The 13,617-nt window shown below is 67.1% G+C and carries 12 protein-coding genes; 5 read left to right on the top strand and 7 right to left on the bottom strand.

Translation table 11 applies throughout. The annotated features are described in order from the left end of the window. Both AC1DJN_RS15025 and AC1DJN_RS15030 read right to left on the bottom strand, forming a co-directional pair. Positions 1-1,134, bottom strand: a 1,134-nt coding sequence (locus AC1DJN_RS15025) for an efflux RND transporter permease subunit (RefSeq protein ID WP_478039383.1), incomplete at its 3' end; no start/stop codon positions are given. Positions 1,135-1,155: 21 nt separating this feature from the next. Next, positions 1,156-2,304 carry an efflux RND transporter periplasmic adaptor subunit gene (locus tag AC1DJN_RS15030; protein ID WP_478039384.1) on the bottom strand — a complete coding sequence of 383 codons (1,149 nt, stop codon included), beginning with the start codon at positions 2,302-2,304 and terminating at the stop codon, positions 1,156-1,158. Between the two features lie 130 nt (positions 2,305-2,434). On the opposite strand from AC1DJN_RS15030, the gene AC1DJN_RS15035 reads away from it, so the two are divergent. Together AC1DJN_RS15035 and AC1DJN_RS15040 are read left to right on the top strand one after the other, a co-directional pair. Next, on the top strand, positions 2,435-3,151 hold the full coding sequence (locus tag AC1DJN_RS15035; RefSeq protein ID WP_025874768.1) for a response regulator: 717 nt from the start codon (positions 2,435-2,437) through the stop codon (positions 3,149-3,151). Continuing rightward, a complete protein-coding gene (locus AC1DJN_RS15040) occupies positions 3,151-4,218 on the top strand; it encodes an ATP-binding protein (RefSeq protein WP_478039385.1) in 1,068 nt (355 codons plus the stop codon). The genes AC1DJN_RS15035 and AC1DJN_RS15040 overlap by 1 nt, the downstream gene beginning before the upstream one ends. On the opposite strand, the gene AC1DJN_RS15045 is transcribed toward AC1DJN_RS15040, so the two are convergent. The 3 genes from AC1DJN_RS15045 to AC1DJN_RS15055 form a co-directional block, all read right to left on the bottom strand. Continuing rightward, positions 4,196-6,028: a DUF7844 domain-containing protein gene (locus AC1DJN_RS15045; protein WP_442251844.1), complete on the bottom strand. Its 1,833-nt coding sequence runs from the start codon at positions 6,026-6,028 to the stop codon at positions 4,196-4,198. The two genes, AC1DJN_RS15040 and AC1DJN_RS15045, sit on opposite strands and share 23 nt — an antisense overlap. A gap of 40 nt (positions 6,029-6,068) precedes the next feature. After that, the gene (locus AC1DJN_RS15050; RefSeq protein ID WP_032975508.1) at positions 6,069-6,368 is read right to left on the bottom strand and encodes a DUF2388 domain-containing protein; all 300 of its coding nucleotides are present in this window, start codon (positions 6,366-6,368) and stop codon (positions 6,069-6,071) included. 62 nt (positions 6,369-6,430) lie between these two features. After that, positions 6,431-7,819: an FAD-binding oxidoreductase gene (locus tag AC1DJN_RS15055; RefSeq protein ID WP_442251845.1), complete on the bottom strand. Its 1,389-nt coding sequence runs from the start codon at positions 7,817-7,819 to the stop codon at positions 6,431-6,433. A gap of 169 nt (positions 7,820-7,988) precedes the next feature. On the opposite strand from AC1DJN_RS15055, the gene serA reads away from it, so the two are divergent. Next, a complete protein-coding gene (gene serA / locus AC1DJN_RS15060; protein ID WP_032975510.1) occupies positions 7,989-9,230 on the top strand; it encodes a phosphoglycerate dehydrogenase in 1,242 nt (413 codons plus the stop codon). Positions 9,231-9,305: 75 nt separating this feature from the next. Here the strand turns inward: serA and AC1DJN_RS15065 are convergent, their stop codons facing one another. Next, a complete protein-coding gene (locus AC1DJN_RS15065; RefSeq protein ID WP_312964896.1) occupies positions 9,306-9,920 on the bottom strand; it encodes an NUDIX hydrolase in 615 nt (204 codons plus the stop codon). A gap of 132 nt (positions 9,921-10,052) precedes the next feature. On the opposite strand from AC1DJN_RS15065, the gene AC1DJN_RS15070 reads away from it, so the two are divergent. Then, complete coding sequence (locus AC1DJN_RS15070; RefSeq protein WP_442251846.1) at positions 10,053-11,528, top strand: amino acid permease; 1,476 nt, start codon at positions 10,053-10,055, stop codon at positions 11,526-11,528. A gap of 97 nt (positions 11,529-11,625) precedes the next feature. Further along, on the top strand, positions 11,626-13,053 hold the full coding sequence (locus AC1DJN_RS15075) for an amino acid permease (RefSeq protein WP_442251847.1): 1,428 nt from the start codon (positions 11,626-11,628) through the stop codon (positions 13,051-13,053). Between the two features lie 60 nt (positions 13,054-13,113). Here the strand turns inward: AC1DJN_RS15075 and AC1DJN_RS15080 are convergent. Next, on the bottom strand, positions 13,114-13,617 hold a 504-nt coding region (locus AC1DJN_RS15080), incomplete at its 5' end, for a hypothetical protein (RefSeq protein WP_478039386.1).

Raw genomic sequence — 13,617 nt, forward strand, 5'->3', positions numbered from 1 at the left:
GCCCAGCAGCGCGATCGGCGCGACCAGGGCGGGGATCAGCGTATAGCGCCAGTTCTGCAGGAACAGGTACATCACTGCAAACACCAGCAGCATCGCCTCGATCAGGGTCTGCAGCACCTTCTGGATCGATACTTTCACGAAGGGCGCGGTATCGAACGGAATGCTGGATTCGACACCCTGCGGCAGCAGCGGCTGCAGGTCGGCCATGCGTTCGCGCACCGCCGTGGCAGTACGCACCGCATTCGCACCGGGGCGCAGCTGCACGCCGGCGGCCGTCGCCGGATAGCCATCTTCGCGCGTGCCCCAGGCATAGCTCTGCGCGCCCAGTTCGACCCGGGCAACGTCGCCCAGCAGCACCCGCGAACCATCGGCACCGGCGCGCAGCACGATCGCCGCGAACTGCCCGGGCGTGGACAGCTGGCCTTCGGCACTCAAGGGCACGGTGATGCGCTGGCCGGGAACACCGGGCGAATCGCCGATGCGGCCCGGCGAGATCTCCAGGTTCTGCTGCTCGATCGCGCTGGCGACATCGCCCATGGTCAGGCCGTAGCCGGTCAGGCGGGTCGGGTCCAGCCAGATCCGCATCGCCTGTTCGGCACCGAACAGCTGCACGCGGCCGACGCCGTCGATGCGYCGCAGCTCCTCGATGATGTTGCGCGCCATGAAATCGCCCAGCGCCGCTTCGCTGACACTGCCATCGGGTGAGCGCAGGCCCACCAGCATCAGGAACCCGGAGTCGGCCGCCTCCACGAACAGGCCGTTCTGGCGCACGCTGCGCGGCAGGCGCGGCTCGATCGCCTTGATCCGGTTCTGCACGTCTACCTGCGCCAGCTCAGGGTCGGTGCCGGGCTTGAAGGTGGCGGTGATCGACGCTTCACCGGAGGTGTCCACCGACGATTCGAAGTACAGCAGGTGCTTGACGCTGGACAGCTCGCGCTCGATCAGGCCAACCACCGCATCATTCAATGTCTGCGGGCTGGCGCCGGGATAGCTGGCATAGATGCTGACGCTGGGCGGTGCGACCGCCGGGTAGCGCTCGACCGCCAGCCGCGGAATGGCCAGCACGCCGGCCAGGATGACGAAGATCGCCAGCACCCAGGCAAATACCGGGCGATCGATGAAGAAACGRGCCATGTCGTAGGTTCCTGGAAGGGCTCAGCCCTGGCKTKCGGATGTCGGCGGTGCGCTGGCACTGGCGACCGGCACCTGCCAGTCGCGCGGATCGACCAGTACGCCTTCCTGCAGGCGCTCCTGGCCTTCCACCACCACCTTCTCGCCGGCCTTCAGGCCGTGCCGCACCAGCCATTGCCGGTTGACGCTGCCGTCCACCTCCAGCGTGCGGATCACCGCCTTGCCATCGGCGGCGATGACCCAGGCATAGGCCTGGCCACCGGCGCTGCGGAGCACTGCCTGCTGCGGCAGCAGCAACGCGCTGGCCGGCGCACCACGGGGCACCCGCGCACGCACGTACATGCCCGGCAGCAACTGCCGCTCCGGGTTGTCGACCAGGATGCGCAGGATCACATCGCCGGTGCGAGCATCGACATTGACACCGGAGAACAGCAGCCGGCCGCGCTCGGGCAGCGGCGTACCCGCCGCGCCGATGATCGTCACCGGCAACTCGCCGTCCACCGCGCTGCGCTGCAGGGACTGCAGCTGCGAAGCAGGCTGGCGCACGTCCACGTAGACCTGGTCGATCTGCTGCACCACCGCCATCGGCTCGGCATCGGCGACGCCGACCAGCGCGCCTTCGGTCACCAGCGCCTGATCGATGCGGCCATCGATCGGTGCACTGACCGTGGCGTAGCGCAGGTCGAGCTGGCGTCGCGCAAGGATCGCGCGCGCCTCGTTGACCGCTGCCCGGGCCTGCTCATGCTCGGCACTGGCATCGTCGCGATGCTGCTGGCTGACCGCCTGTGCGGCCGCCAATGCCTGCAGCCGCTGTGACTGCACCCGGCTGCGACCCAGTGCCGCCTCGCTGCGCTGCAGGGCAGCCAGTGCCGAATCGACGTCGGCGCGGAACGCCGCCGGGTCGATCTGGAACAGAGGCTCTCCGGCATGCACCTCCGCGCCCTGCTCGAACATCCGGCGCTGCACGATGCCGCCGACCTGCGCACGGATCTGCGCGGTGCGCACCGCCGCCACCCGACCGGGTAGTTCATCATCGCGCTGCACCACCTGCGGGCCAACGGTGACCACGCTGACACGCGGCACGGCTTCGACGGTGGGTTCGGGGCGGGAGCAGGCCGTCATGGCCAAGGCGAAGGCCGCGACCAGCGCGACCGGAGTCCTGAAGGTTCTCATTGCTGTGCACAGTGCCGCAGACGCGGCTGAGGAATCATGAAGCGCGCAGTGTGCGTGGCGATGATGGGGTTTCGATGGAGGAACTGTGGAGATACGATGGAGGACAAGCACCTTCCGGCCTCGCCTTGCCATGCATGCCTCCCCTGCCCTCGCGGCGCTGGTCCTGATCGTCGAGGACGAAGCCGAGATCGCCGACATCCTTGCTGCCTACCTTGAACGCGAGGGCCTGCGCACCCTGCGTGCGGCCGATGGCCAGATCGCCCTGGACATGCATCGCAGCATGCGCCCGGACCTTGTGCTGCTGGACGTGCAGCTGCCGCGACTGGATGGCTGGAGCGTGCTGACCCAGCTGCGCCAGCGCGGTGAAACGCCGGTGATCATGCTGACCGCGCTGGACCAGGATCTGGACAAGCTGACCGCATTGCGGATGGGTGCCGATGACTATGTGGTCAAGCCGTTCAACCCGGCAGAAGTGGCGGCACGCGTGCGTGCAGTACTGCGGCGTACGCTGCGCAGCCCGCGGGCGGATGCGCCCAGCGCCCTGCGCGTGGGCCCGCTGCTGATCGACACCGCCACCCACGCGGTGCATGTGGAGGGCGACGGCTACAGCCACGAGCTGCTGCTGACCCTGACCGAGTTCAAGCTGCTGCATTGCATGGCATTGGCCCCGTCACGGATCTTCAGCCGCAGCGAACTGATGCACGAATGCCTGCCGGAAAGCGAAGCACTGGAGCGCACCGTGGACAGCCATGTCAGCAAGCTGCGGCGCAAGCTGGACGAAGTGGGTCTCACCCAGATTCCGGCCAGCGTGCGCGGTGTCGGCTACCGATTGATGGCCGACCGCTGATGCGCCGCTCCGGGCTCAGCCGGCACATCATCGTATCGATGTCGCTGATGGTCGTTGGCGTCATCGTGATGGTGATCCTCTCTTCGTGGCTGCTGTACGCCGTACTGATCGAGTTCTTCCCGGCCAGCGCCGAAGAGCCGGAAGGTTGGCTGCCAAGCGGACCGGAGCTGGCCTGGATGGTCGGGGTGATCCTGACCGGTCTGGCGCTGGCGATCGCTGCCTCGTTCCGACTGGCCCACCGCATCCTGTCGCCGCTCAATTCACTGGTGGACAGCGTGCGTGCGCTGGCTGGCGGCGATCTCGGCGCGCGCGCCACGGCCGAGGCCAACTCGCCCGGCGAGGTCGCAGCGCTGGTGGACGATTTCAACGCAATGGCACGCCGCCTGCAGCATATGGAAAGCGAACGGGTGATGTGGYACGCGGCCATCGCCCACGAACTGCGCACGCCGGTGACGATCCTGCGCGGCCGCCTGCAGGGCCTGGCCGAAGGCGTGTTCCAGCCCGATGAGTCGCAGTTCCGCAGCCTGCTCGCGCAGGTCGAGGGCCTGTCACGGCTGATCGAGGACCTGCGGGTGTTGAGCCTGGCCGACAACGCCCGCCTCGACGTGCGCCGCGCCCGTACCGATGTGGTGGCCGAGGTGCATTCGGTGATGACCCTGGTGGATCCCGCGTTCCGCAGCGCCGGCTTCGTGCTGGAGCTGGAAACCAGCCGCGAGGAGCACCCCGCCCATTGCGACCCGACGCGGTTGCGGCAGGCGCTGCTGGCCTTGTTGGAAAACGCGCGCCGCTATGCCAACCCGGGCAAGGTACGCATCGCCGTGCATGACACCGTGGCCCATGTGCAGGTGGCGATCGAAGACGAAGGCCCTGGCATCGACCCGGCCCTGCACGCGGACATCTTCAATCCATTCATGCGCGGTGACGGCTCACGATCACGCCTGGGCGGTGGCAGTGGCCTCGGCCTGGCGGTGGTCAAGGCCATCGCCGATGCGCACGGCGGCCAGGTCTACTGCACCCCGGGCACCAGCGGCGGCAGTCGTTTCATCATCGAGCTGCCGCGCCAGTAGGCGGCACTGCGGCCGCCTGCTCACGCACGTGCGCACCCAACACAGCGAGATTGCGGTCGATGTCATCCAGCTCGCGCTGCTGTGATGACGGCAACTGCGCGCGCAGCTGCACGCGCAGCGCCTGCCAGGCGGGTACCGCCTGTACGCTGGCAGCGGCCGCTGCCCGTGCCACCTCCGCCTGTTCGTCCGCCTGCGGCAGGCCGTAGCCAGCGTCGGCCAGCAACTGGCCCGGCCGCAACCACTGCCCGCTCTGTTCCAGCAACGCGCGCAGCGAGCGGGTAGCGCTGCTGTCCGGGTTGGCCAGCAACCGTCGCTTCAGTGCATCGCGCGCACGCAGCTCCGCGCGCCGCTGCGCCGCCTGTTCCAGCAGCAACAGGCCGGCACTGGCACGTACATCACCACGCAGCAACCACGGTGCGCGCTGTTGCGCCGGCAGCGCCAGCCATGCGCGCACATCGCGCGCCGGCAGCGCCATCTGCGTGGCGGCAACCGCGAACAACTGCTGGTAGTGGTCGCGCGCAGAAGCAAAGTAGTAGCCCTGCGCCAGGGCCTGCGCGGGATCGGCCAGCACCTGCTCGTCCAGTGCGTGCAGCCGCGCCAGGCGGCGGCGCAGCCCGCGCGGGCTCAACTGTGCCAGGCCGGCTTCTCCCAGGCGCGGAACACCGGCCTGCAGCAGCTTCGCCGTCTCCACCGCGCAGTTGTTGCTGACGAAGTAATAGCGACCGTCATAGCTCCAGTGCACCTGGGCGGTGCGCTCGAGCAGGCTGGCGATCTCGCTGCTGTCCAGCTGCAGCGGCAGCGAGGCCAGTCCGCGCAGTTCGACCTTGGTGTATTCGTCCACCACCTGCTGCAGTGGCAGCACGAACAGGCGCGAAGGATAACCACCGGTCAGCCCGCGCCAGTTGGAGATCTGCACGTCGCCAACGAAGGCGCGGAAGGACAGCACCCGATGATGCTCCAGGTCCAGCCTGCAGTCCGGGCCCGGTGCGCGTCCAGGACGGCAGATCACCAGCCGCAGCATGCTGTGGCCCCAGCGGCTCATCGGCTGCGCACTGCCTTCGGCGAACAGGTAGTCCACGGCATACACCCGCGCCGGGTCCAGTGCGAGCAGCGATGCAGCGCCCTCTTCCGCATCGGCCTGCAGCAGCGGAACGGTGCCCGCACAGTGCGGCGCGGGCAGTGAGGGCGGCGTACCGAAATGCGCCTGGTACCACTGCGCCAAGGCCGGACGGCGGCAGGCGAACTCTGCATCGAGCACGAAGTGCTCGGCGTTCACCGCCAGGTACTCGGCCGGGTCGGTCAGTTCGTAGGCATCGGGACTGCGGTCGCGGAAGGCGTTGTCACCGCGGCCCAGATGCCAGGGCTTGCGCTGCCAACCTGCAAGGTCACGCCAACGGGCGCTGCGTGACCAGTGCGCCCCCGCGCGGTCGGCAACATGGGTCAGTTCGTGCACCAGCGCACTGCGCCGGGCGCGTCGGGCACCGGCTACATCGTCGTCCAGCAGATCGCGGCGCAGCGCGATGCCCCCGGCGAAGGCACGGCCATGCACGTTGGCGGGCAGGTCGTCACGCCAGCCGACCTGCACCTGCGTGGGCAAGGCACGCAGCAGGCCGTCGGGCAGCAACGACTGCACATCAGCCAGTGTCTGCATTGCGACCTGCTGCTGCGCCGGGCTCAGCCCGGCCGGGTCCAGCTGCAGGCGGTCGGCGGCATGGGCTGTTGGAATGACCAGCCACGCCAACGCAGCGAGCCAGCCCATCCGCCTCCGTCGCGTTGGGCCATGCCCGGCAGCGTTCCACGCAGGTGTCATGAGGTTGCCGGCCAGCGGCCGGCACTACCCGGGCGCTGGATCAACGCGCCAGCAGGGCGCGTGCCAGCTGCAGGTCGCTCTGCTGCTGCGCAGCTGCATCCTGCTCACGCAGGTGCACCAGTGCCGCCTGCAGGCGCGCGCCACGGATCTGGCCATCGCTGGCGACAAACGCAGCCGCATCATCGCGGGCAGCCAGCACCACCTTGTCATCGCCGGAACTGCTGCCCGAGGAACCCGAAGAGGCGCCCGTCGCCGAACCGGCCGAGGTGCCGGCAAAACTCGAAGCGACGCCGGCCAGCGGCAGGGACAACAGGGCAAGCAGCAGGAACGGACGGATCATGGTCGGGGAGTTCATCGATTGGGTGGGTGGAGCGTAACGGCTGGGTGAAGACTTTGCCTGTGTCAAAGGTCGAACAATTTGCCGGGATTCAGCCGCCCTTCGGGATCGAATGCGCGCTTGACCGCCTTCATCAGCGCGATCTCGGCCGGTCCACGCGTGCTGTCCAGGTAGCCCTTCTTGACCAGGCCGATACCGTGCTCGGCCGAAATGCTGCCATTGAAGCGCGCCAGCACCTGCGCCAGCAGCTTGGTGACATGCTCGCACTGGCTTACGAAGTCCGCGTCGCTGGTGCCGTCCGGCTTGAGCACGTTGATGTGCAGGTTGCCGTCGCCGATGTGGCCGAACCAGACTACGTCGAAGTGCGGGTAGGCCTCGCCGATCAGCGCCTGGGTCTCGGCCAGGAACGCCGGCATCGACGAGATCCGCACCGAGACATCGTTCTTGTAGGGCTTGTAACGTGCCAGCGCCTCGGTGATGCCCTCGCGCAGGCGCCACAGGTGCGCCGCCTGGGCATCGCTGGCACTGATCACGCCGTCGCTGACCCAGCCGTTGCCCATGCAGTCCTCGAAGGCCGCCATCGCCGCCGCCTCCTGCGCCTCGTCACCGGCAGCAAACTCGGTCACCACGTAATAGGGATGCACTTCATCGAACGGTGCCTGCGCACCATGGGCCAGAACATGTTCCAGCGCCCGGTCGGTGAAGAATTCAAAGGCCTGCAGCTGCAGCCGCGCACGGAAGGCGGCGAACACCTGCATCAGCACGTCGAAGCTGGGCAGCGCCAGCAGCATCACGTTGCTGGCCGGCGGCGGGTCGGTCAGTTTCACCGTGGCCTCGACGATCACGCCCAGCGTGCCCTCCGATCCGATCAGCAGCTGGCGGAAATCGTAGCCGCTGGAGTTCTTGATCAGGCCCTTGTTGAGCTCGAGCAGTTCGCCCGTGGCGGTAACCACTTTCAGTCCGGCGATCCATTCACGGGTATTGCCGTAGCGGATCACCCGGATGCCACCGGCATTGGTGGCGATGTTGCCGCCGATCGAGCACGACCCGCGCGCCGCGAAGTCCACCGGATAGATGAGGCCATGTTCAAGGGCCGCGTTGTGCAGCGCCTCCAGCGGCATGCCGGCCTGCACCACCAGGGTGCGGTCGACCGCATCGTAGTCCAGCGCCTTGTTCATCCGCTCCAGGCTCAGCACCAGCTCGCCATTGGCCGCTACCGCACCGCCGGAAAGGCCGGTGCGACCGCCGGAGGGAACCACCGCCACGCCCTCGGCCGCGGTCCAGCGCATTACCGCCTGCACTTCTTCAACCGTGGCCGGCAACGCGATCGCCAGCGGCGCCGGTGTCCAGCGCCGGGTCCAGTCGCGGCCGTAATGCTCCAGGTCAGCAGGGTCGGTCTTCAGCTTCAGGCCGGGACAGGCCTGCTGCAACGAGGCGATGCGGGAATCGGTCATGACGGTCCAGCGCGGGGCGTGAAGAACGGGCAAGCGTGCCAGTGGCCGGGCCCAGCGTCCAGCCCTGCAGAGCCTTCAATAGCCGCAGTTGCAACCAATTGCGCACTGCACCATGGGCGTTGCGATCTGGCATAGTGGTCAGCCCCTGTCCCACTGGCCGTGCCGCCCCATGTCGCCGAAGAAGACCTCGTTCCCGAAGCAGGATATCCGCGTGCTGTTGCTGGAGGGGGTCAGCCAGACCGCCGTGGAGGTGTTCAGCGCCGCCGGCTACAGCCAGATCGAGGCGCACACCAAGGCGCTTCCCGAGGACGAACTGAAGGCGCGCATCGCCGAAGCCCACATCGTCGGCATCCGCTCGCGCACCCAGCTCAGTGCCGAGGTGCTGGCCGAGGCCAAGCGCCTGATCGCGGTCGGCTGTTTCTGCATCGGCACCAACCAGGTCGACCTGGATGCGGCCGAGCTGGCCGGCATTCCGGTATTCAACGCGCCCTACTCCAATACCCGCAGCGTGGCCGARCTGGTGATCGCCGAAGCGATCATGCTSACCCGCGGCATCCCGCAGAAGAAYGCCGAATGCCATCGCGGCGGMTGGTCSAAATCGGCCAGCGGCAGCCATGAGGTGCGCGGCAAGGTCCTGGGCATCATCGGCTACGGTCACATCGGCACCCAGGTCGGCGTACTGGCCGAATCGCTGGGCATGCAGGTGATCTTCCACGATGTGGAAACCAAGCTGTCGCTGGGCAATACCCGTGCGGCGGCCAGCCTGGACGACCTGCTGGCGCGTGCTGACATCGTGACCCTGCACGTGCCGGAGACGCCGTCCACGCAGTGGATGATCGGCAGCACCGAGCTGGCGAAGATGCGCCGCGGCGCGCACCTGATCAACGCCGCGCGCGGCACCGTGGTCGACATCGATGCGCTGGATGCAGCACTGGCCAGCGGCCACATCGGTGGCGCTGCACTGGATGTGTTCCCGGTCGAGCCGAAGGGCAACGGCGATATCTTCGAATCGCCGCTGACCCGCCACGACAACGTGATCCTGACCCCGCACGTCGGCGGCAGCACGCTGGAAGCGCAGGACAACATCGGCATCGAAGTGGCGGCCAAGCTGGTGCGCTACAGCGACAACGGCAGCACCCTGTCGGCGGTCAACTTCCCGGAAGTGACCCTGCCCGAGCACGCCGACAGCCTGCGCCTGCTGCACATCCACCAGAACGTGCCGGGCGTGTTGTCCAAGGTCAACGAGATCTTCTCGCGGCACAACGTCAACATCGACGGCCAGTTCCTGCGCACCGACCCGAAGGTGGGTTACGTGGTGATCGACATCACCGCCAGCGAGGAGCAGGCCAGCGCGGTGCGTGACGAGCTGGCGGCGATTCCGGGCACCTTGCGCACCCGCATCCTGTATTGAGATGTACGTCGCCGGGCGTGGCCCGGCGGAATGCGTCCGGCATTGCGTCATCCACGCGTGGCGTGGATGCGTCTTTCAGCGCGCCAGCCAACGGCGCGCCATGCGCTGCATCGATTCGTCCGACTGGGGATCGCTGGCGACCTCGGCCACCGGTCGCCAGGCCAGCTCCAGCGACTCTTCGCTGAGCACGAAACTCTCTCCGCCCAGCGCACGGATCACGAAACGCACGTCGTAGTGCCAGTGCCCCGGCACATCCTTGCGCTCGGGAATCCAGTGCTTGTCGATATCGAAGATGGCCGGATCATCCAGCACCAGGCCGCTCAGGCCCGATTCCTCCTCGGCTTCCTTCAACGCTACCCGGGCCAGATCGCGGTCGCCGTCGGCGTGGCCACCCAGCTGCAGCCAGCGCTGCAGCTTGCGATGGTGGGTCAGCAGCAGCCGCTGGCCATCGGCGCTGACCAGCCAGCAGCTGGCGGTGAAGTGGCCGGCCAGGCGTTCGCGGCGGAAAGCATCTTCCGCATCGTCGATCAATGTGCTGAATTCGGCAGCAAGGGCGTCGTGGGCGGGTTCTTTGCGCGCATAGTCATGCAGCAGGCCGCGCAAGCGATCGTCAAGTGCGGCAAGGGATTCGGTGGTTTCGCTCATGAATGCGGGGTGCCTGGAAAAATACCTGCCATTATCGCCGTACATTGTTGCGTTTGCGCTTGTGCGGTGCCTTCAGCATTGGCTAAGGTACAGCGGGCCGTTCGCACGGCTTTCACGATTCCAGGCCGCCGGCAATGTACTGGCGGCCCTCCCAATCCGATCATCAGGAAGTACTGCATGCTGAAAGCTCTGTTGAGGGTCAAGCCGGTCGAACCGGCCGGGCACGTCGATGCCGGCGAACCCATCGAAGGCAGCCTGGATGGCGAAGCCACGTTGAAACGGACCCTCACGGCGAAACACCTCATCATGCTTGGCATTGGTGCGGTGATCGGCGCAGGCATTTTCGTGCTTACCGGCCAGGCCGCGGCCAACCACGCCGGCCCGGCGGTCATGCTGTCGTTCGTGTTCGCCGGCATCGCCTGCGCGCTGGCCGGCCTGTGCTACGCCGAGTTCGCAGCGATGATGCCGGTCTCCGGCAGCGCCTACTCCTACTCCTACGCCACGCTCGGCGAGGGCATGGCCTGGTTCATCGGCTGGTGCCTGGTGCTGGAGTACCTGTTCGCCTCGGCCTCGGTCGCGGTGGGCTGGTCGGCGTACCTGATCAGCTTCATCACCACCACGCTGCACATGCCGTTCCCGGACGCGCTGAGCGCGGCGCCGATCGCCTGGAACGGGCACGAGTTCGCCGCCTCCGGCAAGCTGTTCAACCTGCCGGCGGTGCTGATCGTGGCGGCGGTGACCGGCCTGCTGTACGTGGGCGTGACCCAGTCCGCGTTCGTCAACGCGATCATCGTGGCCATCAAGGTCTTCGTGATCTGCCTGTTCGTGGGCATCGGCGCGGCCCACGTGGACCCGGCCAACTGGCACCCGTTCATCCCGGAAAACACCGGCGTGTCCGGCGAGTTCGGCTGGAGCGGCGTGTTCCGCGCGGCCACCATCGTGTTCTTCGCCTACATCGGCTTCGATGCGGTCTCCACCGCCGCCGGTGAAACCAAGGACCCGCAGCGCAACATGCCGATCGGCCTGCTCGGCTCGCTGGCGGTGTGCACCATCGTCTACATCATCGTCTGCGCGGTGCTGACCGGCATGCTGCCCTACCACCTGCTGGGCACCGACAAGCCGGTGGCCACCGCGCTGGAAGCCTACCCGAGCCTGTCCTGGCTGAAGACCGCAGTGGAAATCGGCGCGATCGCCGGCCTGTCCTCGGTGGTGCTGGTGATGATGATGGGCCAGACCCGCATCGCCTACACCATCTCGCGCGATGGCCTGCTGCCGAAAGTGTTCGGCAAGGTCCACAAGCGCTTCCGCACGCCGTACTGGGCCACGATCGTGGTCGGCGTCATCGCCGCGTCGCTGGCCGGCCTGGTGCCCCTGAACGTGCTGGGCGAACTGGTATCCATGGGCACCCTGCTGGCCTTCGCCACGGTCTGCATCGGCGTGCTGATCCTGCGCTACACCCGCCCGAAGCTGCACCGTCCGTTCCGCGTGCCGCTGGTGTGGGTGATCTGCCCGCTGGGCGCGCTGTCGTGCCTGTTCCTGTTCTGGCAGGCGTTCGTGGTGCATTGGCACCTGTTCGTAGGCTGGACCGTGCTGGGCCTGCTGATCTACTTCGGCTACGGCATGCGCCACAGCAAGCTGGCCAAGTCGCCCTGATCCTCCCGACGGGCCAGCCCCTGCGCCGGCTCGTCGATATCCGCAAGCATTTCCGCCCGCGCCCGGTCACCGGGCGCATCGCACAAGACCACCACACATGTTCAAGCAACTGTGGGCCACCAAGCATCCGCATGCCGCCCATAAAGACGCCAACGGCCTGAGCCTGCGTCGCCACCTCGGCCCCTGGGGCCTGACCGCACTCGGCATCGGCGCCGTGATCGGCGGCGGCATCTTCGTCATCACCGGCCAGGCCGCCGCCAACCACGCCGGCCCGGCCATCATGCTCTCGTTCGTGCTGGCCGCGATCTGCTGCGCCTTCTGCGCCCTGGCCTATGCCGAGTTCGCGGCGATGGTGCCGGTTTCCGGCAGCGCCTACACCTATACCTACGCCACCTTCGGCGAGCTCTCGGCCTGGTTCATCGGCTGGATGCTGGTGCTCGAGTACGGCGTCTCCGCCTCGGCCGTGGCGGTCAGCTGGACCGGGTATTTCCTCAGCCTGCTCAGCCATTTCGACATCCATCTACCGGCGGCGCTGGTCAGCGCCCCCTTGGATGCGCAGCTGCGGCCCACCGGCGCCATCGCCAACATTCCCGCCGCGATCCTGGTGCTGCTGTTGACCTGGCTGTGCTACGTCGGCATCAGCAAATCCTCGGCGATGAACATGGCCATGGTCATCCTCAAGACCGGGCTGATCGTGCTGGTGATCGTGGTCGGCTGGAAGTACGTGGACACCAGCAACTGGACCCCGTTCATCCCGGCCAACGAAGGCCCCGGCAAGTACGGCATGGAAGGCGTGCTGCGTGGCGCGGCGATGGTGTTCTTCGCCTATATCGGCTTCGAAGCGGTATCGGTGGCCGCGCAGGAATCACACAAACCGCAGCGCGACATGCCGATCGGCATGATGCTGTCGCTGGTGATCTGCACGGTGCTGTACATCGCSATGGCSGCGGTCATGACCGGCCTGGTGCCCTACCAGCTGCTGGGCACCGAYGAGCCGGTGGTSACCGCKGTGGCCGCGCAYCCGCAGCTGGGCTGGYTGCGCGTGGTGGTGGAAATCGGTGCGTTGATCGGCCTGTCGTCGGTGGTGCTGGTGATGATCATCGGSCAGCCGCGCATCTTCATGATCATGGGCCGCGACGGCCTGTTGCCGCCGGTGTTCACCAAGATCCACCCGAAGTACCGCACGCCGCATATCAACACCGTCATCACCGGCATCGGCATCGCCCTGCTGGCGGCTCTGTTCCCGCTGGACATCCTCGGCGAGCTGACCTCGATGGGCACGCTGATCGCCTTCGCGGCGGTCTGCGCCGGCGTACTGATCCTGCGCCGCACGCAGCCCGACCTGCCGCGCCCGTTCCGCATTCCGGGTGCATGGCTGGTCTGCAGCCTGGGCGTGATCAGCTGCCTGGCGCTGCTGTCGGCGATGACGTTGCACAACTGGATGCTGATGGGCGTGTGGACGTTTGTCGGCTTCGTGATCTACTTCTTCTACGGGTTCAAACACAGCCGCCTGCGGGGGAAGTAAGAGCGGCAGGGCCACGATGGCCCTGCCCTCCTGCTCCGAGGGGTGGGGTGCCCGCCTCGTCTAGCGACGATTGAACCAGATGAGCTGCTGCTGCCAGCCGGCACTGGCCATGCAGGCCCTGAACTCGCTGCTGCGGTCGGACGCATTGACGTCCACGATGTAGCTCTCCTCTTTCGGCATCGGCACCAGGTTGTACTTGCCATCAATTGCGCAGACTTCATCAAGCCTGCAGGGCACCTTGCGGTCCTCATAGACAGTGCGCGTGGCCACTTCATTCCTTACCGGCCAGTGATCGTCGGCCCGCGCCGTGCAACTCGAGTGGGCGGGGCCGAATGATCGCGCTCCCGCATCCATCTTCACCCATTCCATTGTGCAGCCGCTGCAGGCCAGCACGATACCGATCACTCCCATCACTCCCATCGCGCGCGCAATCATCGAAGTACTCCTGTCCTTGGCGCCGGAATTTCTGCTGCCACCCGATGGTGTTTCGCGACACGAAAGCTGTCTACGACCGGAATCGCTTTCAGCACGAGCGCTGTCTTCCCCATTCAGCCAGCGCTGTGC

It is taken from the genome of Stenotrophomonas sp. 05L414_2 (genome assembly GCF_056397905.1).

Coding starts and splice junctions, on each gene's coding strand:
- AC1DJN_RS15065 (WP_312964896.1), bottom strand. CDS start 9,920: ATGTACGGCGATAATGGCAGGTATTTTTCCAGGCACCCCGCATTCATG.
- AC1DJN_RS15070 (WP_442251846.1), top strand. CDS start 10,053: ATGCTGAAAGCTCTGTTGAGGGTCAAGCCGGTCGAACCGGCCGGGCAC.
- AC1DJN_RS15035 (WP_025874768.1), top strand. CDS start 2,435: ATGCATGCCTCCCCTGCCCTCGCGGCGCTGGTCCTGATCGTCGAGGAC.
- AC1DJN_RS15045 (WP_442251844.1), bottom strand. CDS start 6,028: ATGACACCTGCGTGGAACGCTGCCGGGCATGGCCCAACGCGACGGAGG.
- AC1DJN_RS15055 (WP_442251845.1), bottom strand. CDS start 7,819: ATGACCGATTCCCGCATCGCCTCGTTGCAGCAGGCCTGTCCCGGCCTG.
- AC1DJN_RS15050 (WP_032975508.1), bottom strand. CDS start 6,368: ATGATCCGTCCGTTCCTGCTGCTTGCCCTGTTGTCCCTGCCGCTGGCC.